This window comes from Yoonia sp. F2084L, assembly GCF_023015625.1.
Lineage (GTDB): Bacteria > Pseudomonadota > Alphaproteobacteria > Rhodobacterales > Rhodobacteraceae > Yoonia.
In genome coordinates this window covers 60,017-84,121 of the sequence record NZ_JALKAH010000003.1, presented here as the reverse complement: position 1 = coordinate 84,121, position 24,105 = coordinate 60,017, and the positions used below count along the sequence as shown (strand labels likewise).

The 24,105-nt window shown below is 57.8% G+C and carries 23 protein-coding genes and 1 riboswitch; of the genes, 11 read left to right on the top strand and 12 right to left on the bottom strand.

Features of this window, described 5'->3' with window-relative positions:
* Positions 1 to 42: 42 nt before the first annotated feature.
* From MWU60_RS09060 to MWU60_RS09050, 3 genes are all read right to left on the bottom strand, one after another.
* Positions 43 to 1,833 (bottom strand): hypothetical protein, encoded by a 1,791-nt coding sequence (locus MWU60_RS09060; RefSeq protein WP_247226952.1) that lies wholly within the window; start codon positions 1,831 to 1,833, stop codon positions 43 to 45.
* Between the two features lie 117 nt (positions 1,834 to 1,950).
* The gene (locus MWU60_RS09055; protein WP_247226951.1) at positions 1,951 to 2,319 is read right to left on the bottom strand and encodes a GtrA family protein; all 369 of its coding nucleotides are present in this window, start codon (positions 2,317 to 2,319) and stop codon (positions 1,951 to 1,953) included.
* Between the two features lie 35 nt (positions 2,320 to 2,354).
* Positions 2,355 to 3,290, bottom strand: a complete 936-nt coding sequence (locus MWU60_RS09050) for a glycosyltransferase family 2 protein (RefSeq protein WP_247226950.1) — start codon at positions 3,288 to 3,290, stop codon at positions 2,355 to 2,357.
* 156 nt (positions 3,291 to 3,446) lie between these two features.
* On the opposite strand from MWU60_RS09050, the gene MWU60_RS09045 reads away from it, so the two are divergent.
* Entirely contained in the window at positions 3,447 to 4,721 is a 1,275-nt protein-coding gene (locus tag MWU60_RS09045; protein ID WP_247226949.1) for an acetylornithine deacetylase/succinyl-diaminopimelate desuccinylase family protein, read from the top strand.
* Between the two features lie 53 nt (positions 4,722 to 4,774).
* Here MWU60_RS09045 and MWU60_RS09040 read toward each other — a convergent pair whose 3' ends face one another.
* From MWU60_RS09040 to MWU60_RS09030, 3 genes are all read right to left on the bottom strand, one after another.
* Positions 4,775 to 5,536, bottom strand: a complete 762-nt coding sequence (locus tag MWU60_RS09040) for a YHYH protein (RefSeq protein ID WP_247226948.1) — start codon at positions 5,534 to 5,536, stop codon at positions 4,775 to 4,777.
* A gap of 305 nt (positions 5,537 to 5,841) precedes the next feature.
* Positions 5,842 to 6,516, bottom strand: coding sequence for a DUF2461 domain-containing protein (locus tag MWU60_RS09035; RefSeq protein WP_247226947.1), 675 nt, complete (start codon positions 6,514 to 6,516; stop codon positions 5,842 to 5,844).
* 27 nt (positions 6,517 to 6,543) lie between these two features.
* A complete protein-coding gene (locus tag MWU60_RS09030) occupies positions 6,544 to 7,146 on the bottom strand; it encodes a TetR/AcrR family transcriptional regulator (RefSeq protein WP_247226946.1) in 603 nt (200 codons plus the stop codon).
* A 116-nt stretch (positions 7,147 to 7,262) separates the two neighbouring features.
* Here MWU60_RS09030 and MWU60_RS09025 point away from each other — a divergent pair, with 116 nt between their 5' ends.
* Positions 7,263 to 8,339: an efflux RND transporter periplasmic adaptor subunit gene (locus MWU60_RS09025; RefSeq protein ID WP_247226945.1), complete on the top strand. Its 1,077-nt coding sequence runs from the start codon at positions 7,263 to 7,265 to the stop codon at positions 8,337 to 8,339.
* 4 nt (positions 8,340 to 8,343) lie between these two features.
* Complete coding sequence (locus tag MWU60_RS09020) at positions 8,344 to 11,415, top strand: efflux RND transporter permease subunit (protein ID WP_247226944.1); 3,072 nt, start codon at positions 8,344 to 8,346, stop codon at positions 11,413 to 11,415.
* Between the two features lie 161 nt (positions 11,416 to 11,576).
* On the opposite strand, the gene panC is transcribed toward MWU60_RS09020, so the two are convergent.
* Both panC and panB read right to left on the bottom strand, forming a co-directional pair.
* Positions 11,577 to 12,419 carry a pantoate--beta-alanine ligase gene (panC, locus tag MWU60_RS09015; protein WP_247226943.1) on the bottom strand — a complete coding sequence of 281 codons (843 nt, stop codon included), beginning with the start codon at positions 12,417 to 12,419 and terminating at the stop codon, positions 11,577 to 11,579.
* On the bottom strand, positions 12,416 to 13,243 hold the full coding sequence (panB, locus tag MWU60_RS09010; protein ID WP_247226942.1) for a 3-methyl-2-oxobutanoate hydroxymethyltransferase: 828 nt from the start codon (positions 13,241 to 13,243) through the stop codon (positions 12,416 to 12,418). Before panB ends, panC begins: the two co-directional genes overlap by 4 nt.
* 118 nt (positions 13,244 to 13,361) lie before the next feature.
* Between panB and MWU60_RS09005 the strand changes: the two genes are divergently transcribed.
* Both MWU60_RS09005 and MWU60_RS09000 read left to right on the top strand, forming a co-directional pair.
* Positions 13,362 to 14,837, top strand: a complete 1,476-nt coding sequence (locus tag MWU60_RS09005; protein WP_247226941.1) for an ABC transporter substrate-binding protein — start codon at positions 13,362 to 13,364, stop codon at positions 14,835 to 14,837.
* A complete protein-coding gene (locus MWU60_RS09000) occupies positions 14,838 to 15,479 on the top strand; it encodes a cysteine hydrolase (RefSeq protein WP_247226940.1) in 642 nt (213 codons plus the stop codon). It abuts the gene before it with no gap.
* Between the two features lie 5 nt (positions 15,480 to 15,484).
* On the opposite strand, the gene MWU60_RS08995 is transcribed toward MWU60_RS09000, so the two are convergent.
* On the bottom strand, positions 15,485 to 15,925 hold the full coding sequence (locus MWU60_RS08995) for a 6,7-dimethyl-8-ribityllumazine synthase (RefSeq protein WP_247226939.1): 441 nt from the start codon (positions 15,923 to 15,925) through the stop codon (positions 15,485 to 15,487).
* A gap of 79 nt (positions 15,926 to 16,004) precedes the next feature.
* Positions 16,005 to 16,148: riboswitch (FMN riboswitch) on the bottom strand.
* A 43-nt stretch (positions 16,149 to 16,191) separates the two neighbouring features.
* Between MWU60_RS08995 and MWU60_RS08990 the strand changes: the two genes are divergently transcribed.
* Genes MWU60_RS08990 through MWU60_RS08965 form a run of 6 tightly spaced genes read left to right on the top strand, consistent with a single transcriptional unit; the run spans position 16,192 to position 21,827 of the window.
* Positions 16,192 to 16,704 carry an N-acetyltransferase gene (locus tag MWU60_RS08990; RefSeq protein WP_247226938.1) on the top strand — a complete coding sequence of 171 codons (513 nt, stop codon included), beginning with the start codon at positions 16,192 to 16,194 and terminating at the stop codon, positions 16,702 to 16,704.
* Positions 16,701 to 17,645 carry an ABC transporter permease gene (locus MWU60_RS08985; protein WP_247226937.1) on the top strand — a complete coding sequence of 315 codons (945 nt, stop codon included), beginning with the start codon at positions 16,701 to 16,703 and terminating at the stop codon, positions 17,643 to 17,645. The genes MWU60_RS08990 and MWU60_RS08985 overlap by 4 nt, the downstream gene beginning before the upstream one ends.
* A complete protein-coding gene (locus tag MWU60_RS08980) occupies positions 17,642 to 18,457 on the top strand; it encodes an ABC transporter permease (protein ID WP_247226936.1) in 816 nt (271 codons plus the stop codon). The genes MWU60_RS08985 and MWU60_RS08980 overlap by 4 nt, the downstream gene beginning before the upstream one ends.
* Positions 18,454 to 20,040, top strand: a complete 1,587-nt coding sequence (locus MWU60_RS08975) for a dipeptide ABC transporter ATP-binding protein (RefSeq protein ID WP_247226935.1) — start codon at positions 18,454 to 18,456, stop codon at positions 20,038 to 20,040. Before MWU60_RS08980 ends, MWU60_RS08975 begins: the two co-directional genes overlap by 4 nt.
* 40 nt (positions 20,041 to 20,080) lie before the next feature.
* Positions 20,081 to 20,818: an SDR family oxidoreductase gene (locus MWU60_RS08970; protein ID WP_247226934.1), complete on the top strand. Its 738-nt coding sequence runs from the start codon at positions 20,081 to 20,083 to the stop codon at positions 20,816 to 20,818.
* Complete coding sequence (locus MWU60_RS08965) at positions 20,802 to 21,827, top strand: P1 family peptidase (RefSeq protein WP_247226933.1); 1,026 nt, start codon at positions 20,802 to 20,804, stop codon at positions 21,825 to 21,827. The genes MWU60_RS08970 and MWU60_RS08965 overlap by 17 nt, the downstream gene beginning before the upstream one ends.
* A 1-nt stretch (position 21,828) precedes the next feature.
* Here MWU60_RS08965 and MWU60_RS08960 read toward each other — a convergent pair whose 3' ends face one another.
* The 3 genes from MWU60_RS08960 to MWU60_RS08950 all read right to left on the bottom strand — a co-directional run bounded on the left by MWU60_RS08960 (position 21,829) and on the right by MWU60_RS08950 (position 24,098).
* Positions 21,829 to 22,446: a ferric reductase-like transmembrane domain-containing protein gene (locus MWU60_RS08960; RefSeq protein WP_348644677.1), complete on the bottom strand. Its 618-nt coding sequence runs from the start codon at positions 22,444 to 22,446 to the stop codon at positions 21,829 to 21,831.
* Positions 22,433 to 22,900, bottom strand: coding sequence for a twin-arginine translocation pathway signal (locus tag MWU60_RS08955; protein ID WP_247226932.1), 468 nt, complete (start codon positions 22,898 to 22,900; stop codon positions 22,433 to 22,435). Before MWU60_RS08955 ends, MWU60_RS08960 begins: the two co-directional genes overlap by 14 nt.
* Positions 22,901 to 23,105: 205 nt before the next feature.
* Positions 23,106 to 24,098: an ABC transporter substrate-binding protein gene (locus MWU60_RS08950; protein WP_247226931.1), complete on the bottom strand. Its 993-nt coding sequence runs from the start codon at positions 24,096 to 24,098 to the stop codon at positions 23,106 to 23,108.
* Between the last annotated feature and the right edge of the window lie 7 nt (positions 24,099 to 24,105).

Here is a 24,105-nt window from a genome sequence, read left to right as displayed (position 1 = left end):
CCGTCAGATAAGCGGTAGCACCGCGCGGAATGCAACGCCAAATCAGCGCGGCAGAACCTCAAAGAGCAACTGAGCATCGTCATTCACTGTAACCGGGCGCAACCAATCAGCGCTGCCACCGTTGGCCATGTCGGTGGCAAAATCGCTGTCATAGCTATTGCCACGGCACAGCAACAGATGGGTTGCGCCTGTGTTGCGGACATATTCCGCCATCTCGGCGCTCTCCAGCATGAAGGGCACAATGCCATTCGAAAACGCGGCGGCACTGCGGTGATAGGGGCCCGAAAGCCCCTTGTGATGGGTTGCCCAAATCAAAGCAGGGCCGAAGCTAACAGTGGTCAGCACAACAGCCGGCGGGACATCATTGAGCGCCTTGAGAGATGCGTAATCTCGGCAATTCGCGGCGGTCGTGCCAACATGGGTCTGGTCTTTCGTCATCAACGAAATGAATGGGCTGGTCACGACCGCTGGTGAAGAGATCATGACTGCGATAGCAATTGCGGCCAATCCTTGCGCCAGATCGCGCCGTTGCAGGTAGCCTTTGACGAACTTCGCTACGACAACCCCGCCAATGATCGGCACGACCGGGGCTGCCATGATCACCGTGCGCATTTGAACAAACATCATCGCAAAACCAACCAGACCCAAGATCAGCAAAAGACCAACCGCTTGATCCCGGTGGGCCATTGGACGCCCCGAGCGCAGTGCAGACAGCCAAAGACCTGACCCCATCAGCAAGGCCACCACAACGGGCAGGCCAAAGATGAAGGCGGATTCTGTATGCGCTTGCAGATACACCAGACCCGGCTTTGCCTCGACAATGCGTTCGCTAATGATGTTCTGCACCTCCAACGGCAAATCACCATAAGGCCCGTCCAGACACCCTGATAAAAGCGGCCAGGCAAGCCCGACACCGATCACCGTCAGCCCAATCGTGGCACCTAATTGCCATGCGGTTGATGGCAGAAAGCGGTGTGCGGCCATCGGCACAATACACGCAGTGCCCGCAACTGCGATCAGTGCCAGGGTCGGCGTGCCAAGCTGGTCACAGACAGGCTGCGCCCAAAGGCTTGGCGCAGTTTGACCCATCATCAACAACGCTGACGCGATGCCCAAGGTGATACAAAACACCACCAGAAGTTGACGCGACATTGGCGTTGCGACAAAAAGCGCGCGCATAAAAAACGCGAGCCCGGCACCCACAATGAAGGGCAGGCCTTCCAATCCGATGGCAAGAGAGAACGCTGCTGCTACCCCGCCGGCGACGCCTGCCGCGATGGGGCGGCTGGGCCAGATCAGCGCAAAGGCAACAATGATCATCATCAACAGCTGCACGTTATGATGATCAAGATTTCCAGCCGCCATGTGCAAATCCGCGGTCAGCGGCCAAAAGGCCACGCAAAGCACAGCAAAACAGGATGGCAGCGTCTCAAAGACGCGCCGCGTGCCAAATCCGATGGCAAGAATGGTCAAAAGCAAAATCAGCGTCGGCCAGATTGCAGCGGCGACCTGCTCGGCGGTTGCCATGGGCATGACATACGACAGCGGTACGATGAAAGCAGCAATGCCCACATCAATGTAGCGCGACCAATGCAACGGCAGGCCCTCGGGCGGCAGCATCTGATACTGCCGGACATCATACCACCCTTGCCCGGCAAGCCAGTCGCGCACGGTCAACAGGCGCATGATGTCGTCATTGCCCATGGTGACAAAGTTGTTTTCCAACTTGCTGCCGTCGATGAAAGCCTTGACCAGCGCAATGGTGATGGTCCCAAGCAGGACCAGAAAAAGCGGCCTCTGTCGGGCAAATTCAATCAAATTGGTTTGCTTCATTGGGATATGTCGCTTGCTAAATGATGGCTGTGAGGCACCTGCCAGATCAACGGGGCAAAACAATGACCTGTCTTGGCAGTCCAACACGGGTTTTGTCTGGTGCGCAACATCATCATATCACGCCCGAAAAGCAACGTAGCGCGCCCCGCAGAAATTCAGAACCGCCCCAAGCGCCGACCCTGCGACAAATGCCCAGAACACTGTGGCCGACGCAACGCCAAAACCAAGAATGATCAGCGAATAGACGCCATAATTGCTTAACGCGCCAACGACCTGCACCGCAAAATAGCACTGAAACTGTCCCTTTGGATGCGCATGGCTTGTGGCCACAAATGTCCAGTTGCGATTAAGCGCCCATGTCACAACCACCGCGACCGGAAATGACAGCGCCCGCGCAATATAAGGTGAGATATCCAATGAAATAAGGAACCAAAGCAACCCTCCATCGACCACAAAACCGATGGCCCCGACAACGCCAAAACGCATGATCTGTGTGAAAAGCTCGGATTGCAAAGGGGCGTCTAACGATTTTTGGGGGCGGGAAACGACAGATAGGTCAATCGTTTCATCTCGCGGCGGCCCAAGGTTACCGTATCAAGGATCAGACCGGCCAAGATCACCAAAACAGCAATCACTGCTATAGCAGAGGCCAGAATGGCAGTCGGAAAGCGAGGTACAAGCCCTGTTTCCACATACTCGGCAACGACCGGATAACCTAAGACCAGAGAGATGAGGAAAAGCAAACCACCAAGCAGCCCAAACACTTGCAAAGGGCGTTCTTCCTTCACCAGCAGGATGATCATGCGCAAGATACGAAACCCATCCCGGATCGTGTTCAATTTACTGTCCGAACCTGGAAGCCGATCAAGATAGGCCGTTTCCACGTCGGCGATGGGCATCCGCAATTCAAGCGCATGCACCGTCAGTTCAGTTTCAATCTCAAAACCGCGCGACAGAGCCGGAAAGCTTTTTACAAACCGACGCGAAAAGACACGGTACCCGGTTAGCATATCCGTGGTCCGTTTGCCGAAAATCGCGGATACCAGACCGGTCAGCATCCAGTTGCCAAAGCGGTGACCGGGGCGATAGGCCTCTTGAATTTCAGTAACACGGCACCCGCTGACCATATCAAGGTTTTCATCAACCAGCTTGGCCACCAACTGTGGCGCTGCTTTCGCCTCATAGGTGTTGTCACCATCCACCATGACATACACATCTGCCTCGATGTCAGAAAACATGCGCCGCACCACATTGCCTTTGCCTTGCTGCGGCTCAGACCGCACGATAGCGCCCGCGGCCTTGGCTACGGCAACCGTGTCATCGGTTGAGTTGTTGTCATAGACATAGATATCGGCATCCGGCAGCGCCTGCTTGAAGTCACTGACCACCTGCGCAATCGGCGTTTCCTCGTTGTAGCACGGGATCAACACAACAATTTTCGTCTCAGACGTGGGCATTTGACCCTCCACAACCATCAACCGGTCCGCAACATGTCTTACAAACAGGGGCCACCTTTGTGAACCTGTCCCGAGATCACCGTCGTGTAAGGTGCTTTTAGAGCATCATTTGGGTGGAACATTGATAATGGCCGCAATCCAAATGATAGTCAGGCTATGAATGATCTCACACAAGCCATCACAGAACGGCGCGATGACCTGATCGCGCTGACCCAAGACCTGATCCGCATTCCCACGCTGAACCCTCCGGGGGACAATTATCGCGAGGTCTGCGAATATCTTGACACGCGCCTACGCAAGGCGGGCTTTGAAACAGAGCTGATCCGCGCGTATGGCACACCCGGTGACAGCGACAAATACCCGCGTTGGAACATCGTGGCGCGGCGCGAGGGTGCGCGTTCTGGCGATTGCGTACATTTCAACAGCCATACGGACGTGGTCGAAGTCGGCAATGGCTGGACCAAGGACCCCTTCGGCGGTGAACTAAGCGACGGCAAAATCTACGGACGCGGCGCTTGTGATATGAAAGGCGGGCTCGCGGCATCCATCATCGCAGCGGAGGCCTTTCTCGAAGTGCACCCGGACTTCATTGGTGCCATCGAAATCTCTGGCACAGCGGACGAAGAATCCGGGGGCTATGGTGGCGTCGCCTACCTTGCCGAAAAAGGATACTTTGACCCCGCCCGCGTCCAGCATGTCATCATCCCAGAACCGCTCAACAAAGATCGCGTCTGCCTTGGCCATCGCGGCGGCTGGTGGGCGGAAATCGAAACCTTTGGTGAAATCGCCCACGGATCCATGCCGTTTCTGGGCGATTGCGCCGTCCGGCACATGGGGGCGGTGCTGACCGAGTTCGAAGACAAGCTTTATCCTGCCATGGCCGCCCGCACAACCGACATGCCAGTTGTGCCAGAGGGCGCGCGATCTTCAACGATGAACATCAACTCCATCCACGGCGGGCAACCCGAACAGGACGACGACTACACCGGCCTGCCTGCGCACTGCGTGCCCGATAGTTGCCGGATTGTGATAGATCGGCGCTTTCTGGCGGAGGAAAACGTGGATGACGTGCGCGGCGAAGTCAGAGAACTGCTGGAAGGGTTAAAATCGAACCGCGACCGTTTCGACTATGACATGCGCGAAATCAACGTGGTGCTGCCAAGCATGACCGACCGCGACGCCCCCATCGTGCAGACGGTCGCATCCGAAATCGAAAAGGTGCTTGGCAAACCGGCGGAATTCGTGGCCTCACCCGGCACCTATGATCAAAAACACATCGACAGGATCGGCAAACTGAAGAACTGCATCGCCTACGGACCGGGAATACTGGAGTTGGCGCATAAGCCCGACGAATACATCGGCGTGGACGACATGATCGACAGTGCACAGGTGATGGCAGGGGCGTTGGAAAAGATTCTTCTGCGAAAGTAGAAAAGTGAGAGGCGATTAGGGTCAGGACCCAACATTGGGTTTGGCAAACTCCTTCAGCCGTCGCCGCCCGGCGGGGTCCGGTTGCCGCGCCCACCGATGAAGTCGCTCGACACCGTTCCTTTGAAACAGCGTGGGAAGAACGGGTAGGTGTCGGTTGCAAAATAGACATATCGCCCGTCAACCATGGCCCCATTGCATTCATCCAGATCACCGGACCCTGCAATGAATTCGTAATCCTGCACATAGGTGCCGTCATGTGCGCCACCTGGACCGGATGCGCGTTCGCCACTTTTGAGTTGCCAGGATGATTGCGCTTGGTCACCCACGTAGTGGATTTCAAACCCATCAGCGGCATAGCCAAACAGCGTGTTCTCAAGCCCCTCGACCACCGCAGAGGGGATGCCGTGGTAGTGGTACATCCCGTCACCGTCCACATGCGCGTTTTGCGCGTCCATGATAAGCCCGCCTACGCCTTCCACATTCCATCCTGAAGACGGATCGCGCGAATATCCACGCTCGGTAGAGGCATCATAGTATTCCGCGGTGCCCGGACGCAGTGGAATACCGGTCACCGTAATGCCCGAAACACGGACGTTTCGGGTTATGGTGTCGGCAAGCTCTGGCGTTGCATCCATGCAAAACGCGTGATCCTGCTGTTCCACAATGGCCCCTTCGCGCCACGGGCCGGTGTCGTGATCGGGGACGCCATCCGATCTGATGCAGCGCTGATCCCCGTCCACTGTGATAGTAACGTGCGCCTGGACCGCGCCGGCGGTCAAAAGCGTTAGAGCGAGCGTTATGCCGAGTGTCTTCATGATACATGTCCTCAGGATGTTTGAATAATGGTCTAACGGGCGCAACCAGTTCTTCCGTCGTTCTTTGCATCACAGGACATGGGCGCGCGTGTTCTCATCAAAGACCATCCTGAGATGGACAAGAGACCATTGGCATACGTGCCACAAAAAGTGCGCGAGACTGGTGGTCGCAATGACGGCTTTGCTGCGACCCGCCAAGAGCTGCTTTCAAGTGGGATGGACTTGTCCATCTGGGGCAGCTGCAAAGCTCGCGATATCTTGATGGACAGCCAATTGCCCGACACGCGGATATATCGTTGCGTTTCCTAGGCTTGTTTTATCAACGCTGCTTTCCCAAACCGGATCAATGGCGCGGCGTTTCGCGCAAGCTGTGCAACAATTCCCGTCACGTCCCCATTCAGCCATGCTTGCTTGGTGATATCTGCCTGTATGACATAGCTTTTGAGTTTAATCTCTTCGGCATTGGGGTGGTTTTCATGCTCAATAAAGCCCTTAGGCATCCGCGTGAGTCGATCCATGTCTGCAAGACCTGTTCCCACATCTGTCAGCCCGTCCACGATTGTTTGAAACGCCGGTGTTTCATCCACAATGCGCTGCCTGATCAGGCCAAGCTGTGCTGTCGGTAGTTTGTAAAATCCACCCCCGACCCAACCGCCTGTCGCATTCAGTTCAACATAAACCATGCCCGCCATTTCAGCCTTCGTCCCGCCAGGCGTCAACACCCCCGAAACGGATGTCTTGTAAGGGCTTTTGTCCTTGGAAAAGCGTACATCCCTGTTCATGCGAAACATCGTCTTTGCACTTCCCTCAAGCGGAAGCGCGCTGTCGAGCAAGCGGTTCGATACATGCTCAAGCATCTCACCAAAGGGGGTCAGGCAATGGGCCTTGATGTCTGCTTTATGGGCATCATACCACTCTTTGGTATTGTTCTGCGCAAGTTGGGCCAGCAGGTCGAAGGATGTCTCAGATATCAGTGTCATGGGGTTTCTTCTTTCATCGGCGCTGGCTCAAGACGGCTTTGCATGCATGCACAAAATCGTTGTCACGGCCCGCTTGGTACGCTTTTCGATATCCACATAAGGCACCTTGATGACGCCCAGTTGCACGCGCACCATGCCAAGACCTTCAAGCAAACCCATCAGGTCTTCTGCAATATCCATTGCATCAGTTTCATCTGACAAAACACCCTTGCTTTGTGCGGTAGTGAACATTTTGGCAAAGTCGTTTTGCGTCTGCCCATAAGCCGCATCAAAGAACGTCCGTCCAATATCTGGGTTGTCGCGCGCCTCTTCGTGCATCAGCCGCGAGAACTCCATCGTGTCGGCAGCGTTGAGAAACGTCAAAAGCTTCGTGCTGTATTGGGTCAAAGCCTCGCGCAGATCTGCGAGGGTTTCGATCTTGGGTGGTGTGACTTCGCGAAACTTGACCGCCTCAGCCTCGGTCACACAGCGCAGAATATCTGCCATATTCTTAAAGTGCCGATAGATGGACGCTTTGGATACTGCGGCCTCACGCGCCAGCAGATCGGTCGACACTTTTTCAAACCCATGTTCGAAAAACAGCCGACGTGCAGCGTGCAAAATGCGGTCATGTGATGATGTCTTACTCATAAAGCATGTCTAAGCTGCGGCGTGCGAAAAGAAAAGTACTGTACCGTACTCTTTTGCCTTGCTGTCTGACCAACGTGCTCTAAGTACGGGTCAGTACGCACATGGAAGGCCGACCAATGAAACCGATCATCGTAATTGTAGCTGTCTTTGCGCTGACGCTCGCAGCCAAAGCGCAGGATACAGAAGTCCTGACGCCGTCGGGTGACTTGGCCCCCATGCGCGCCGTCAAGCTGATCCAAGCCGGTGGCGAGGCCGCGCAGCTAGAGCGCGTGTTTTTCGGACAAGTGGCGGCACGCGAAACGGTTGATTTATCTTTCGAGGTTGGCGGGCGGCTGGTGATGTTCGACGCCCAAGAGGGTGAGTTTCTTGATGAGGGTGTGCAGATAGCCGCCATGGACCTTGCACCCTTTGAACGCGCAGTTGAGCGTGCGACGCTGCAGCTGGTACAGGCCAACCGTGACCTGACCCGCGCGCAAACACTGGTGCAATCAAATGCAGCCTCGGCAACCCAAGCCCAGAACGCCGAAACCGCCCGTGACCTTGCCGCCGTTACCCTGCGCGAGGCGACAGACGCGCTTGAAGACGCCGCGCTTTCCGCTCCTTTTCGGGCGCTGGTCGCATCCCGCCTGACGCCAAACTTTACCAATGTGTCTCCTGGGCAGCCGATTGTACGCCTGCATGACATGTCCGAGGTACGTGTTGAAATCGACGTGCCAGAGCGTTTGTTCCAAAGTGTCTCCGATGTCACAGCCGTCAGTTTTGTCGGCACATCGCCCCTGTTTGCGGGCGAAGTGCCCTTAGCTTTGCGCGAATTCAACGCCGAGACGCAGAATATCGGCCAAAGCTACCGTGTCACGCTGGCCCTGCCATCCACCCAAGTCCCCACAGCCATAATTCCCGGCGCGTCAATGACGGTCACTGCGCGGTTGCGCAGCGCTGACACGGCAGCGATTGCGCTGCCGCCGTCCGCGGTTTCGATCACAAATGATGGCGCACAGGTCATGGTCTACACCCCCAACGGTGATGATGCATACGGGACGGTCAATCTGGTTCCTGTGAATGTGACCTCTGTGAACGGCACGCAGATCACTGTTACCGGCCTTGGCCCTGACCAGTGGATCGTCGGCGCCGGCATCCAAATGCTGCGCAATGGTGAAACCGTGCGTCCCTTCACCGGCATGAGCGTAGAGTAGATCCATGAAAATCGCCCGTTTCTCAATCGAGTATCCGATCTACACATGGCTATTCATGGTCTTCGCTCTGATCGGCGGCGCTGTGGGGTACATGTCAGTGGGCAAGCTGGAAGACCCGACATTCACACTCAAATCTGCGCTGGTCATTACCCCTTACCCCGGTGCGACGGCGGCAGAGGTGGCCACAGAGATTTCCGAAGTGCTGGAAGCTGAGATCCAGCAGATGGACGAGATTAAAACGGTCACATCGCGCAACACCCAAGGCAGTTCCGTGATTGAGGTCGAGGTCGAAGACCAGTTTGGCGGTGATGAACTACCACAGATCTGGGATGACCTGCGCGACCGCGTCGCAGATGCACGCGGTGCTTTGCCAGCAGGTGCCTTGCCTTCACTCGTGAATGACGACTTTGGCGATGTGTTTGGCATTCTCTATGCCGTATCGGCGCCCGGATTTTCGGATGCGGAAATCTGGGACATTGCCACCTTCATGCGGCGCGATCTGCTGACTGTTGAAGGCGTGGCAAATGTGGAAATCCAAGGCCTGCCGGAAGAGGCGATCTTTGTCGAACCCTCATCGCAGATCGTGTCATCGCTTGGTATTGATCCGGGTCTGATTGTCGGCGCGATCAGCGCATCGACAGCGATCAACCCGACGGGCTTTGTCGCGAACGGCAGGGCCAATCTGCGCATCCAAGGCCCGTCTGCCGAAGATAGCGTCAGCGAGATCAGCGGTCTGACTTTCGGGTTCCAAGGCGAGGTTCTGAACCTTCTCGACATCGCCCAAGTCAACCGTGGCCGCGTTGACGACCCTGAACATATTCTGCGCCACAACGGCCAAGAGGTGTTTACCCTTGGTGTGTCCGGCCTGCTTTCCGAAAACATCGTAAATGTCGGGCAAAGGGTCGAGGCTGAACTGCAAGTCCTGCAAGATCTTTTACCGGTCGGCGTCACAGTGACACCGATCTACGAACAGCATCGCGTTGTTGATGATGCGAACGGCAGCTTTCTTGTTTCGCTGGCGATGTCTGTCGGTGTCGTGATTGGCGTTCTAGCGCTGTTCATGGGCCCGCGCGCGGCTGTTGTGGTTGGCGTGTCACTCTTGCTGACCGTCACATCCACCTTCTTTTTCATGTACCTGTTTGACGTCAAAGTCGAACGGATCAGCCTTGGTGCATTGATCATCGCGATGGGTATGCTGGTCGACAATGGCATCGTGATCGCCGAAGGCATGCAACAAGAAATGCGCAAAGGCCGCACATCGCGCGAGGCCGCCGATACCGCATCACAGAAGACCCAAATCCCGCTGCTGGGGGCCACGATCATTGGCATCATGGCCTTTGCGGGCATCGGGCTGTCCCCTGATGCGACCGGTGAATTCATGTTCTCACTGTTTGCCGTGATTGCGATTTCTCTGCTGCTGTCGTGGTTCGTCGCTGTGACGGTCACCCCGCTGTTGGGGCATTATCTGTTCAAGTCGGGCGGTCTGGTCGGTGATGATACCGGCTATGGCGGCCCTGTTTTTCGCGCCTATGGTGGCCTTGTGCGGTGGGCGCTAAAGCTGCGTTGGCTCGTGATTGCGGGTTTGATTGGCACGACCGTCGCTTGCGTAATGGCCTTTGCGCAGGTCAAACAACAGTTCTTCCCGCCTGCCACGACGCCCTTGTTCTACCTTGAATACAAAGCGGCACAGGGCACAGCGATTGACGAAGTTTCCACAGATCTGTCTGTTATCGAAGATTGGCTATTGGCCCGCGACGATGTCGAAGCTGTCACCGCAACGATCGGGCAAGGGCTGACGCGCTTCATCCTGACCTATGACCCCGCCCGGCGCGACAGCTCTTACGGGCAGTTGGTGATCCGCACGACAACATCAGAAGCGATCCCCGCATTGCGCGCAGAGTTGGACCAGTTCGGGATCAAAGCACTTCCTTGGGCAGAGCTGCAAACCAAAAGGATCATCTACGGCCCGCCGGTCAGTTCAGACATTGAGGCGCGCTTCTCGGGGCCGGACCCTGACGTGTTGCGCGACCTCGCAACCCAAGCCGAGGATATTCTGCGCAACGCAACCCCACTTTTGCATAGCGAGCACAATAATTGGCGTGAACGTGAAATCGTCACGCGCCCCATCTACGCAGAAGATCGCGCGCAAGCGGCGGGTATTGCACGCAGCGACGTCGCCAATGCCATCGCTCTGGCCACCAACGGCATTCCCGCAGGCACTTACCGCGAACGGGATCGCTTGATTGATATCATCGTGCGCACCCCCCGCGAGGAGACTGCACGTGACGGTCAATTGTTGGACCAGATCGTCTATTCAAATGCCATTGGGGGCTACCTGCCCCTAAGCCAGGTGATCGACGGATTTGCCGTTGTCGCAGAAGACCCGGTGATTGAGCGGCGTAATCGCGTGCCAACAATCACCATACAGGCGAATGTCATTGACGGGCTGACCCCGCCAACTGTCTTTGCCGAAATCCGACCCTTGATCGAAGCAATTGATCTACCCGCAGGCTACCGTCTTGAGTGGGGTGGCGAGTTTGAAAGCGCCGGCGAGGCACAAGCATCGCTTGGCCGCCAGATGCCGCTGGCCTTTGGCACTATGCTGCTGATCACAGTGCTGCTTTTTGGCAAACTACGGCAAACGGCGGTGATTTGGACGATTGTGCCAATGGCGATCAACGGGGTCGCGCTCGGGCTGCTTTATGCAAACCTTGCGTTTAGCTTCACAGCAATGCTGGGCCTGTTATCTCTGTCCGGCATGCTGATCAAAAACGCGATTGTCCTTGTTGAGGAAATCGACGCCCAGAAAGCCGAAGGCTTGCCCCAAGATAAGGCCATCATCACGGCCAGCGTCAGCCGTCTTCGCCCTGTTGTGTTGGCCGCAGGCACCACAATCCTTGGAATGCTCCCGCTGCTGACAGACGCCTTCTTTGCCGCGATGGCTGTGACGATCATGGGCGGTTTAGGCTTTGCGTCCATCCTCACACTGATCGGCGTTCCAGTCTTGTATCATACGTATCTGCGCAAAGAGCGGCGGGCGGACAAACGCGCCGCCCGCGCGATGGCGGCGGCTTGATTTCTGGGATTCCGACAGAGCGCTTTGATAAAGCACAGGTCGGCTCGGCAGCAGCGCTGGACCAAAGGTCGTTGGCTGGCAGTTTCCCAGCGCTCACTTAGGTGTGGCGTTGGGACGGTCTGCGCGCCATTTCTATCAAAAGCCTGGGCAATGCATCGGAACTATACCGCGATATTATCAATCAACCGAACACCTGCCAGCCACGCAGCCGCAAACAAGCGCGCTTCGGGCTTGGCCTGATCCAATAGCGACAAATCCAAGCCATCGCGCAGTTCCAAATAATCCACATCGTTAAACCCGGCTGCCATGACCCGCGCTTTGGCATCCGGCAAGATCGCGGCCATCGTCGCACCGCCCTTCAGCTTTTCCCGCATATCTTCCATCACTTCGGCCAACACAGGCGCATAGACCCGTGACCGATCCGACAACAAAAGATTACGCGACGACATCGCCAGCCCATCCTCTTCGCGGATGGTCGGGCAGCCTACAACCTCAATTGGGATATCCAGATCAGCGGCCATCCGGCGCACGATCTGCAATTGCTGGTAGTCCTTTTCACCAAAGAACGCGAAATCGGCTGCGGTCTGGGCAAACAGCTTTGACACCACCGTCGCAACACCATCGAAATGACCGGGCCGGGATTCGCCACACAACATGTCCGTCAAACCAGACACCGAAACGGTGGTCGCAAAGCCATCGGGATAAATCTGATCCGGCTCTGGCACATAAATCAGGTCAACGCCGATGGACTCTAACTTGCGCGCATCATCTTCTTCGGTCCGTGGGTAATTCTTGAGATCATCGGGATCATCAAACTGCTTGGGGTTCACAAAGATCGTCACGATCACGCGGTCGCATTTTTCGCGTGCAGCACGGGCCAGAGACAAATGTCCCTGATGCAAAGCACCCATTGTGGGGACCACACCTATTGTCTCACCTGTTTTGCGCCAAACGGCCGTCTGCGCGCGCAAACCAGCCAAGCTGCGTACGATAGGCGCAATCATTTCAAAGGGGCCTTATCCGCAAACACATGCTCAGCCGCCGGGAACGCCCGCGCGCGCACATCGGCGGCATAAGCAGCAATCGCTGCCGCACCATCATCGCCCAAATGGGCGTAGCGTTTGACGAACTTTGCCTTGAACGCCGTAAACAGCCCCAGCATGTCATCGACAACCAAAATCTGCCCGTCACAGCCAGCACTCGCCCCAATCCCAATCGTCGGGATCGGCACAAGGGCGGTGATCTCATCCGCCAACGTCTGCGGCACCTTTTCCAGAACCACCGCAAAGGCCCCCGCCTGCGCAACCGCATCCGCATCCGCCAAGGCCGCATCCCGCGCAGCACCGCGGCCCTGCACCTTGTAGCCGCCCAGCGTGTTGATCGACTGTGGCGTCAGCCCGATATGGGCCATCACCGGAATGCCGCGCGCGACCAGAAAGGCAATGGTGTCAGCCATATGAGCACCGCCTTCCAGCTTCACCGCACCCGCCCCGGTCTCAGCCATCAACCGGGCGGCATTGCGAAATGCCTGTTCGCGGCTTTCCTCGTAAGACCCAAACGGCATATCCATCACCATCATCGCCGACGACAGCCCGCGCGCGACCGCCTGCCCATGCAGGATCATCATCTCCATCGTCACCCCAAGTGTCGATGGCAGCCCGTGCAGCACCATCCCAACGCTGTCACCCACCAGCACAAAATCGCAGTGCTCATCCATCATCTGCGCCATTGGGGTGGTATAGGCGGTCAGGCTGACCAGCGGCGTGCCGCCTTTGGCCGCACGGATATCATCCGGCATGGGCGCGCGTTTCTTGGCTGTGGCACTCATCTCAGGCTCCCTTGAATCTGCATGTTCGATAGCAGCCCGCCTTTTGCGTTTCCAGCGTGAAGGGCTTGATTTGACGAAACGTTCCGACAAGAGTGATGGTAGCCATAGGGGGTAGACCATGCATTCTTTCAAGAAACTCGCCGCATCCACGGCCATCGTTCTTTGCGCGTCCGGCGCATTGGCCCAAGACAGCATTACCGTCGCGATCCAGTTGGAACCCCCGAACCTTGACCCCACTGGCGGGGCCGCGCAGGCGATTGACAGCGTGCTTTACGCCAATGTGTTCGAGGGGCTGACCCGCTTTGATGCCGATGGCGCGATCATTCGGGGGTTGGCGCAAAGCTGGGATATTTCGGACGACGGGTTGATCTACACTTTCAACCTCGCCGCTGGTGTGACCTTCCATGACGGCACCACCATGGACGCCGAAGACGTCAAATTCAGCCTTGATCGCGCGCGGGCCGAGGATAGCACCAACGCGCAAAAGGGGCTGTTTGCCGGGATCACCGATGTCACGGTCGTTGATCCACTGACCGTGCAGGTCACGCTGGACCAGCCCAACGGCAGTTTCCTGTTCAACATGGCCTGGGGTGATGCGGTGATCGTGGCACCCGAAAGCATCGAAACCATCGCCTCCAACCCCATCGGCACCGGCCCGTTTACCTTCACCGATTGGGTGCAAGGCGACCGGTTGGAGCTAACACGCAACCCTGACTATTGGGGTCCAGCACCTGCGTTGGAAAGTGCGACGTTTCGTTTCATCTCTGACCCGACCGCCGCCTTTGCCGCTGTGATGGCCGAGGATGTCGATGCCTTCATCGGCTTCCCTGCCCCTGAAAACCTACCGCAGTTCGAGGCCGATCCACGGTTCCAGGTGCTCGTCGGTAATACCGAAGGCGAAACGATCCTGTCCACCAATAACAAGATGCCGCCCTTTGATGACGTGCGGGTACGCAAGGCAGTGGCCCACGCGATTGACCGACAGGCGATCATCGACGGGGCCATGTTCGGCCTTGGCACACCCATCGGCACGCATTTCGCACCGCATAACCCCGATTATGTCGACCTGCTGGGGAATTCACCCCACGACCCAGACCTTGCCCGCGAGTTGCTGGCCGAAGCGGGGTTTGCTGACGGCTTCACCACGACCCTGAAACTCCCACCGCCCTCCTACGCGCGACGCGGGGGCGAGATTATCGCCAGCCAGTTGCGCGCTGTAGGGATCGAAACCGAAATCACCAACCTCGAATGGGCGCAGTGGATCGAAGAGGTCTTCACCAACAAGGACTTCGGCCTGTCCATTGTCAGCCATACCGAACCGATGGATATCGGGATCTATGCGAACCCTGACTATTACTTCCAATACGACAACGCGGACTTTCAGGCCTTGATGGAAACGCTGAATGCCACCACAGATCCCGGTGCGCGCAGCGAACTGCTTGCCCAGGCGCAGACCATCATCTCAGAGGACTACGTGAACAGCTACCTCTTCGAACTCGCCGTCGCCACCGTAGCGAAAGCGGGGATCAAGGGGTTATGGGTCAACCAGCCCACTGCCGCCGTTGACCTGACCGGCGTGAGTTGGAGCAACTGATTGGCCAACGCAAACGCCCCCAAACGCGCATTGATCGAAGGCAAGCCGGCCCTGATTGTCATCGACATTCAGGCCAGCACCTTCATCGACGACAGCGTGGTCCGGTCCATCGACAACATGCCGGGGTACAAAGACCGGATGCTGGCCGCGCGCGCGGTCATCGATAAAGCGCATGACACCGGGATACCGGTGATCTTTATCCAAGAAGTGCATCGCCCCGATCTGGTCGACTTTGGGCGCGAGTTGGAGGGAGATGAGGATATCCACTGTCTTGAGGACAACCCCAAGACCAAGATCGCCAAGGCGGAAATGGGCTATCGCCCCACCGACTACATCGTCCCGAAACGGCGCTATTCGGCATTCTTCGGCACTGATTTTGAGATACTTCTGCGGGGCCTCAAAGTAGACACCCTACTGATGTGCGGCGGTCTGACAGATGTCTGCGTCCACTACACATTCGTCGATGGGCACCAGTCAGACTATTTCTGTCGGGTGATCGAAGACTGTGTCGGCGGTTCCAGCATTGAGGCGCATGAGGCATCATTGCGCGCAATGGAATACCTGCAAACCGGCGCGCGGCGTTCGCGCGCCGAAGTTTTGTCGGCGATGGACGATTATACCGCCACTAAACTGACCGCATGACCAGATCAGGCGGCACGCTCTGCACTTGGCTGCAAATCGACCAAAGCTTTGGCCGCCCGCGCCGCCTCTTTCCCCTTCTGTACAAAGTGTTCGCGGAAGATCGCGATATGATGATCGGTTTCCTGAAAGTGATGCGGCGTCAGGCTGACCGACAGCACAGGCACCTGCGTGTCCAGACCCACGCGCATCAGGCCATCAACGACAGCACTGGCGACAAAGTCATGCCGGTAAATACCGCCATCAACGACCAGCGCAGCGCAGGCAATCGCGTCGTATTTGCCCGTCAGCGCCAGCTTTTGGGCCAGCATCGGCATCTCGAACGCGCCGGGGACATCGTAGACGGTCACCTGCTCGATCGGTATTTCAGTCAAAAACCCATCAAGCGCACGATCCACGATATCAGCGTGCCAACCGGCCTTGATGAATGCAAACTGGGGAAGTGTCATACTGTGATCTCCTTTTGGCTTCGACACGTCACCCAAGGCATCACACGGCACGCAGCGCACCCAAAAGGCACACAACGCTCCGCATTCTCTTTCATCCGGACTATGACCGTCGGCTCAGGCCTCGCACCTGATCTGCTGACCCTTTCTTGCGAAAGGCGCTCGCGGGCTCGTGGGGTTGCCACATACCGCCGGTGGGGAATTCCGCCCCGCCCTGAGAATGGGCCCATTTTGGCAGGAACGTTTACAGCGGGCAAGGACTATTGGGCATGATCCGTGACGTCAAAATTCGTGCAGCATTGGATGAAGACGCGAAGGCAATCCATGTCCTGACGCGCGATGCCTTTGCGCCCATGTCGTTTGCAGACGAAAATGACCAGCATCTTCCCGCCAGATTGCAAGCAGACGGCGACCTGACGCTGTCTTTGGTCGCCGTCACCGACAAGATCATCGGCCATGTCGCCTTTTCCCCAGTCACCATCGCAAACGCGAGGGGCGACTGGTACGCGCTCGGGCCGATTTCCGTGCTGGCCGCGCACCAACGCCAAGGGATTGGCACATTGCTGGCAAAAACCGGATTGGCCCAGTTAAGGGATATCGGCGCGGCCGGTTGCGTTCTAACCGGCAATCCAGATGTCTACGGCCCAATGGGGTTTTCAAATGATCATGCGCTCACCTATGGCGGCCTGAACCCCCGGTTTATCTCGTACCTGACGCTAAGCGGATCAATCCCAAAGGGGGAAATCACCTTTGCCCCCGCCCTACAAGAGAATCACACATGATCCGCTACGCGCTGGGCCGACTGACATCGTTGATCATCAGCCTGATCGTCGCCTCCGTCGTGATCTTTGCCGTGATCGAGGTGATCCCCGGCGATCCCGCAGCCTTTATGTTGGGCGTCAACGCGCGGCCGGACACCATCGCCGCCCTGCGTGCCGAAATGGGCCTCGATCAACCACTGATCACACGCTACCTTGACTGGGTCACAGGGCTATTGCGCGGCGATTTTGGCCAGTCATGGACCTATAAGACCCCAGTATCAGAACTGATCAACGACCGTATCTGGGTCTCGCTCCCCCTCGCCATCTATGCGCTGATCCTATCGACCCTCATCGCCTTTCCCGCAGGCATTTACGCCGCCAGCAGACGGGGCGGCGCAGGCGATGTCACGATCATGGGGGCCACCCAACTGGGCGTCGCGATCCCGAATTTCTGGTTTGCGATGATCCTCGTCCTGATCTTCGCGATCAACCTGCGCTGGTTCTCAGCGGGCGGGTTTCCGGGGTGGTCTGACCCGTTCCAAGCCCTGAAATCGCTCACCCTGCCCGCCATCGCACTCGCCTTGCCGCAAGCGGCCATCCTCGCGCGTGTCATGCGCTCATCCCTGCTCGATATGCTGGGAGAGGATTTCATCCGTACCGCCCGCGCCAAGGGTCTATCGCGCCGCCAAGCGCTTTGGAAACATGCGGTGCGGAATGCGCTGATCCCGGTGCTGACGATCATCGGCCTGCAATTTTCTTTTCTGCTGGCAGGCGGGATCATCATTGAACAGGTCTTCTTCCTGCCCGGCCTTGGCCGCCTGATCTTCCAATCTATCAGCGCCCGCGATCTGATCGTCGTGGAAAGCGTGGTGATGCTGCTGGTCTTTACCGTGATCATGGTGAACTTCCTTGTCGATCTGGCCTATGCCGCCGTCGATCCAAGGCTGAGGACAAAGGCATGAGCCGCAATCTGATCATCGGCGCGGCCCTGACATTGGTCTTCATCGCGCTCGCGGCGGTGTCGTTCATCTGGACACCCGCAGAAATCGAAACCCTCGACATTCCCAACAAACTACAGGGGCCAAACGGAACCAACCCGCTTGGCACAGATCACTTCGGACGCGACATCCTGTCTATGATCATGATGGGCGCACGCACCTCGATTGCCGTGGCACTGGTCGCCGTCGGCATCGGCATGGCGCTCGGCGTCCCGTTGGGGTTGCTCGCGGCGGCCCGACATGGCTCGATGCTGGATGAGCTGATCATGCGGGGCAATGACCTCGTTTTTGCCTTCCCATCACTCGTCATCGCCATCCTGATCACGGCCGTCTTCGGGGCATCCGCCGTCAACGCCATCATCGCCATCGGCATCTTCAACATCCCCGTCTTCGCCCGCCTGACGCGCGGCGCGGCCCTGCCATTGTGGGAACGCGACTTCATCCTTGCCGCCCGCGTCTGCGGCAAATCCGCGGCGCGTATTTCCGTCGAACACATCCTGCCCAACATCACCAACCTGATGATCGTCCAAGGTACTATCCAGTTTTCCTTGGGCATACTGGCCGAGGCCGCCCTGTCCTACATCGGCCTTGGCGCGCAGCCACCCACGGCAAGCTGGGGGCGTATGCTGGCTGACGCGCAAACACTGGTCAGCATCGCGCCGCACACCGCGCTGATCCCCGGCTTTGCGATCCTGCTCATGGTGCTGGGCCTCAACCTGATGGGCGACGGGTTGCGCGACTGGCTTGATCCCCGCATCCGGGTGGCGCGGACATGAGCCTGCTTGCGATCAAAGACCTGTCGCTGGCGATTGGCGACACGAAAATTCTGCACGACATCGACCTGACCATGCAGAAAGGTGAGATCGTGGCGATCACTGGCGAAAGCGGTTCGGGCAAATCCATGACAGCCCTCGCCGTGATGGGCTTGCTGCCGCAGGGGTCAGACCCGAAAGGCAAAATCCTGCTGGACGGCACCGACATCCTGCAAACCACTGAACCCAACCTCTGCAAAATGCGCGGCAACGCGATGGGCATGGTGTTTCAAGAACCGATGACAGCCCTGAACCCGGTGCAAACGATTGGTGCACAGGTCGCCGAAACGATCCTGATCCATGAAAAAACATCCAAAGCAGAGGCCCACAAACGCGCCGCCGCCATGCTGGAACGGGTCGGCCTGAAAGTGGCGCCCACGCGCTATCCTCACGAACTCTCAGGCGGCCAACGCCAGCGCGTTGTCATCGCGATGGCCATCGCGCTGCGTCCCAAGCTGCTGATCGCGGATGAGCCGACCACGGCGCTTGACGTCACGACACAGGCGCGCATCCTCGATTTGCTTCGCGATCTTGTGCGCGAGTTTGACATGGGGCTGCTGATCATCACTCACGACCTGGCCGTGGTTGCCGATATCGCAGACAAGATCGTGGTCATGCAGAATGGTCGGGTGGTCGAGGCGGGCGAGACCAAACACCTGCTCGCCCGTATGCAGCACCCCTACACCAAAGCCTTGTTTGAGGCATCAACGCACGCCGTTTCACTCCCCGAAACCACGCAATCCTCACCGATGCTCAGCGTGCAGAACGTCAACCGCGACTATCCTATGTCACGCCAAACACTCCTTGGCCCTCGGCCCATGTTCCGCGCGCTGCATGACATCAGCTTTGAGATCAATCAGAGCGAGCGTGTCGGGCTTGTCGGTGAGAGCGGCTGCGGAAAATCGACCCTAACGCGGGCAATTCTAGGGTTGGAGGACGTACAGGGCGGCGAAATCCGCCTGGATGGGGAGCCGGTTTTCACTGGCAAACACCCCAATCTGGCTGTGCGCCGCAGAATGCAGGTCGTGTTCCAGGATCCCTACAGCAGCTTCAACCCCCGACACCGCGTGGACCGGTTGATCACAGAGCCGTTTCACCTGCTCGAAACACCACCCACCGGACAGGCCCGCACCCACGCCATTGCAAAAGCACTCGAAGACGTCGGGCTTTCATCCAATGACGCTACCAAATACATCCACGAATTCTCCGGCGGCCAGCGCCAGCGGATCGCCATTGCCCGCGCCCTGATCATCGCACCCGAATTGATCATCTTTGACGAAGCGGTCTCGGCGCTTGATGTCTCTGTCCGTGCGCAGGTGCTCGATCTGATTGCTGATCTCTGCCACAAACGGCCACTGGCATATATTTTCATCAGCCACGACCTGTCTGTCGTCCGCACGGTAACTGACCGGGTGATGGTCATGCAGGCCGGAAAAATCGTCGAACAAGGTGAAACAGAGACTGTTTTTGCCAATCCGCAGCACCCTTACACGCAAACGCTGATCGCAGCGGCACCCAAGCTGCCCACCTTCGGCATGGCGGTCTAATCCAAGGGTTGTTACCATCATTTCAACAACGGGAGGCATCATGCGACTGGAAGGCAAAACAGCCATTGTAACGGGGGGCGGCTCAGGCTTTGGCGCTGGTATCGCCCGCAAATTCGCAGCCGAGGGCGCGCGGGTGTTCGTGGTCGATGTCAATTTGGCAGGGGCCAAGGCGATTGCCGCCGAGATTGGCGGAACCGCTGTGGCCTGTGACGTCTCAGACGGCAAATCAGTGTCTAACCTTGCTGAAACCGTGCTTTCGCAGGGCCCTCTCGACATTCTTGTGAACAATGCGGGCGTCACCCATCTACCCACCAAACTCGAAGACGTCACTGAAGAAGATTTTGACCGTGTCTACAACGTGAACATGAAGTCGGTGTTTCTAACGGCGCAGGCCTTCGTTCCGCATTTCAAAGAACGCAGTACAGGTGTGATCCTCAATGTCGCCTCCACCGCAGGCGTTTCACCCCGACCCCACCTGAACTGGTACAATGCCTCCAAAGGCTGGATGATCACGGCAACCAAAACGATGGCGGTCGAACTGGCCCCTGAGGGCATCCGTGTGAATGCGATCAATCCGGTGGCAGGCGACACGCCGCTTCTCAAATCCTTCATGGGTGAGGACACGCCAGAAATGCGGGCCAAATTCCTGTCAACGATCCCACTGGGGCGGTTTTCGACGCCCGAGGACATGGGAAACGCCGCTTGTTTCTTGTGTTCTGACGAAGCCAGCATGGTCACAGGTGTCGCGATGGAGGTGGATGGTGGCCGCTGTATCTAAAGGACCGCGTAATCTGATCACGGATGTTGCTGGCCTGCGGGTTGGCAACGCGCAGGATGACCATATCAAGACGGGGACAACAGTCCTCGTCGGCGACAAACCCTTCACAGCCAGCGTGCACGTCATGGGCGGCGCGCCGGGCACGAAAGAAACCGATCTGCTTGCCCCTGATAAAACCGTAGAGCAGGTGGATGCACTCGTTCTGTCAGGCGGCTCTGCCTTTGGCCTTGATGCCTGTTCCGGCGTCATGGACGGGCTGCGCGCGATGGGCCGGGGGTTTCCGGTTGGCACGATGAACATCCCCATAGTGCCCGGCGCGATTATCTTTGATTTGATCAATGGCGGGGCAAAAGACTGGGACGAAAACCCCTATCGCGCGCTGGGGCGAGAAGCGCTGCAAAGCGCGTCCGAGCAGTTTACGACCGGCACAACCGGTGCGGGCACGGGTGCGATGGCGGCGATGCAGAAAGGCGGGCTAGGGTCCGCGTCACTGGTGCTGGCAGACGGCACGACCGTTGGTGCATTGGTTGTGGTCAATGCCTTGGGCAGTGTCACGACACCAGGCGACAAACACTTTTGGGCGGCCCCTTTTGAAATGGATACAGAGTTCGGCGGTGCAGGGCCAGATACGAACGCCGGACTGGTTTCACCTGAACCAAGTCGCAAAGAGCACGCCATGATGTTGCAAGCAAACGAAGGCGCAAACACGACTATCGCTATCATCGCAACCGATGCGGCGCTGACCAAAACACAATGCCACCGCCTTGCTGTGACGGCGCATGACGGGATGGCGCGGGCGATTGTGCCATCGCATACGCCGCTGGATGGAGATCTGGTGTTTGGGGTTGCAACTGGCGAGGGGCCGCCAGTCGATCAAAGCCAATTCCGAGAGATCGCAGCAGCCGGCGCTGTTTGTCTCAGTCGGGCCATCGCGCGCGGCGTCTATGACGCAACCGCAGCACCCGGCGACCTGCTCCCGACCTATCAAGACATGAACCGAAAAGGCTAAGTCAGCCTCGCCGGGACCGCACGCCCATCGCCCAAACCTTGCGCCGCATAATTGCAGCAAAGAGCGCACCTACGACAAGCACCGAAAGCAATATCTTGGTCACTTGTTCCATCGTGCCAGTGATCTGCAAGGCGTGAACGATAGTCCCGATCACAGCCAAAGTCACAAACGCTGTATGGCCCCAGCGCCAAACCCGCAACGGCAAACGCAATCGCAGGCTGGCCAGCAACGCAGCCCCGAAAATCGCCCACATCGCAAGTGCACCCCAGATCGCAAAAGGCGTGGGCGACCGGAACAACAGCACATCAATCACATCTGGCGGGCTGGTGATCCAAAGCCCCAACACATGACCCGCGACCGCCAAGACAAGCACCATGCCGCCGTATCGGTGCAAGCTGCGGCTGGTCTGTAAAGACAGCCCCGGCAGCGCGCCCACCGCCAACAGCGGTTGCATCAACATGATCGCCATCCCGAAGATACCAGCAAAGCCTGCGGCGATGTAAATCGGCTCTCGCCACTGCAATAGTGGGCTGTATGCCGCCGCAAGGATGGGCGCGAGGATCGCAGAGACGAGCGCGCCCCAGATCAGTGCCGGTCGCAAGCGATCAGGCAGGCTCAAGCACGAAGTCTACGTTGAGGGTGGTGTCACTCGGGCTCTCCAGCAACGGGCGCAAGAACACGGTTTTGAACGTCCCACTATCATAGGCCAAATGCCCGTGCGCCTGCCCAAATGCCGGTACTATCTGCGGCATTTCAAGCCGGAACTGCCCATTGGCATCAGTCAATGTCGCCCCATGACTATGCGCATCGCGTTCATGCCCTTCGGTGGTATGGGCCCACATCTGAATGCGCTGCCCCGGCAATGGCGCGCCATCACCGGCCCGGCGCACAGTCCCCGTCATCCAAAAGCCACCGCCACCAATGCGGTCCACAATCGGAGCATCAGGGCGATAGTTGTTTGCACCACCACGCATCGTTGGCGTGGGCGCAAGGCCAGCGGCATTCGCAGGCGTCATCAGGGCGGCCCCGCTGAGGGCGATGGCGGTGCGTCTTGTGATCAAGGAAGGCTTCATTGAAAAACTCCGCGATACATGGGTGCGCTAAAAGTCTAGCACATGAGACCGTGATTTCGAGGCACAGGCGCGGATCATGCGTCAAAACGACCTCAAACCTTTGTGACATGCCGTTTTCATATGCAAAGACCCCGGGCATAGCCCGAGGCCTTCTGGCTTAAGGTCAGGCGTCCCGGGCCGCTGGGCCCGGGACTAGGTTTACGCCTTAGTTCAACGCCTGATCTGTGATCATGCTGGTCCAAGCGCCCTCTGGCTGCTGCGAGATGACAGGATCGGACCCACCGGCAAGCAGCGTATCAACTGTCCGTTGAAAGTCCGCCGGATCAAGCGACCCGTCCGACCCAGCGGTCAGCTTGGCAACCTCTCCCATCATACGGATTTGGGCCGCCTCGCCCTGTGCACCGGTTTCATCGTAATCCAGCACGATGCCAGCGGCCGCCTCGGGGTTTTCTTCAGCCCATTTCCAACCTTGCATCGACGCCCGGACAAAGCGGACCATTTTGTCAACAAACACCGGATCTTCGAGGTTTTCTTCCAGCACATAAATGCCGTCCTCAAGCGTGGCGACACCTTGGTCTTCATATTTGAACGTCACCAGTTCGTCCTCGGATACACCGGCATCCAGCACCTGACCATATTCGTTGTACGTCATGGTCGAAATGCAGTCAGCCTCGCGGTTCAGCAGCGGGTCAACGTTAAAGCCCTGACGCAGAACCGCCACGCCGTCTTCTCCGCCATCCGTTGGAATCCCTGCCTGGCTCATCCAGCTGAGGAACGGGTATTCATTGCCAAAAAACCAAACACCAATGGTCTTGCCGCGGAAATCCTCAACGCTTTCAATGCCGGTGTCCTTCCAGCATGTCAGCATCAGGCCCGAGGTCTTGAATGGCTGGGCAATGTTCACCACAGGCAAACCACGTTCGCGGGCCGCAAGCGCCGATGGCATCCAATTCAGCATTGCGTCGGCGCCGCCGCCGGCAAGAACCTGAGGTGGCGCGATATCAGGACCGCCAGACAGGATGGTGACATTCAGCCCTTCCTCCTCATAGTACCCGTTCTCAAGCGCCACATAGTAGCCCGCGAACTGAGACTGCGTGACCCACTGCAATTGCAGTGTCACGTCATTGGCATGCCCATCGGCGTGTGCGGCTCCGCCCAATCCGGCAGCAAACGCTGCCGCCATCATTAACTTCTTCATATCATGA

Coding starts and splice junctions, on each gene's coding strand:
- MWU60_RS09060 (WP_247226952.1), bottom strand. CDS start 1,833: ATGAAGCAAACCAATTTGATTGAATTTGCCCGACAGAGGCCGCTTTTT.
- MWU60_RS09055 (WP_247226951.1), bottom strand. CDS start 2,319: ATGCGTTTTGGCGTTGTCGGGGCCATCGGTTTTGTGGTCGATGGAGGG.
- MWU60_RS09050 (WP_247226950.1), bottom strand. CDS start 3,290: ATGCCCACGTCTGAGACGAAAATTGTTGTGTTGATCCCGTGCTACAAC.
- MWU60_RS09045 (WP_247226949.1), top strand. CDS start 3,447: ATGAATGATCTCACACAAGCCATCACAGAACGGCGCGATGACCTGATC.
- MWU60_RS09040 (WP_247226948.1), bottom strand. CDS start 5,536: ATGAAGACACTCGGCATAACGCTCGCTCTAACGCTTTTGACCGCCGGC.
- MWU60_RS09035 (WP_247226947.1), bottom strand. CDS start 6,516: ATGACACTGATATCTGAGACATCCTTCGACCTGCTGGCCCAACTTGCG.
- MWU60_RS09030 (WP_247226946.1), bottom strand. CDS start 7,146: ATGAGTAAGACATCATCACATGACCGCATTTTGCACGCTGCACGTCGG.
- MWU60_RS09025 (WP_247226945.1), top strand. CDS start 7,263: ATGAAACCGATCATCGTAATTGTAGCTGTCTTTGCGCTGACGCTCGCA.
- MWU60_RS09020 (WP_247226944.1), top strand. CDS start 8,344: ATGAAAATCGCCCGTTTCTCAATCGAGTATCCGATCTACACATGGCTA.
- panC (WP_247226943.1), bottom strand. CDS start 12,419: ATGATTGCGCCTATCGTACGCAGCTTGGCTGGTTTGCGCGCGCAGACG.
- panB (WP_247226942.1), bottom strand. CDS start 13,243: ATGAGTGCCACAGCCAAGAAACGCGCGCCCATGCCGGATGATATCCGT.
- MWU60_RS09005 (WP_247226941.1), top strand. CDS start 13,362: ATGCATTCTTTCAAGAAACTCGCCGCATCCACGGCCATCGTTCTTTGC.
- MWU60_RS08995 (WP_247226939.1), bottom strand. CDS start 15,925: ATGACACTTCCCCAGTTTGCATTCATCAAGGCCGGTTGGCACGCTGAT.
- MWU60_RS08990 (WP_247226938.1), top strand. CDS start 16,192: ATGATCCGTGACGTCAAAATTCGTGCAGCATTGGATGAAGACGCGAAG.
- MWU60_RS08985 (WP_247226937.1), top strand. CDS start 16,701: ATGATCCGCTACGCGCTGGGCCGACTGACATCGTTGATCATCAGCCTG.
- MWU60_RS08980 (WP_247226936.1), top strand. CDS start 17,642: ATGAGCCGCAATCTGATCATCGGCGCGGCCCTGACATTGGTCTTCATC.
- MWU60_RS08975 (WP_247226935.1), top strand. CDS start 18,454: ATGAGCCTGCTTGCGATCAAAGACCTGTCGCTGGCGATTGGCGACACG.
- MWU60_RS08970 (WP_247226934.1), top strand. CDS start 20,081: ATGCGACTGGAAGGCAAAACAGCCATTGTAACGGGGGGCGGCTCAGGC.
- MWU60_RS08955 (WP_247226932.1), bottom strand. CDS start 22,900: ATGAAGCCTTCCTTGATCACAAGACGCACCGCCATCGCCCTCAGCGGG.
- MWU60_RS08950 (WP_247226931.1), bottom strand. CDS start 24,098: ATGAAGAAGTTAATGATGGCGGCAGCGTTTGCTGCCGGATTGGGCGGA.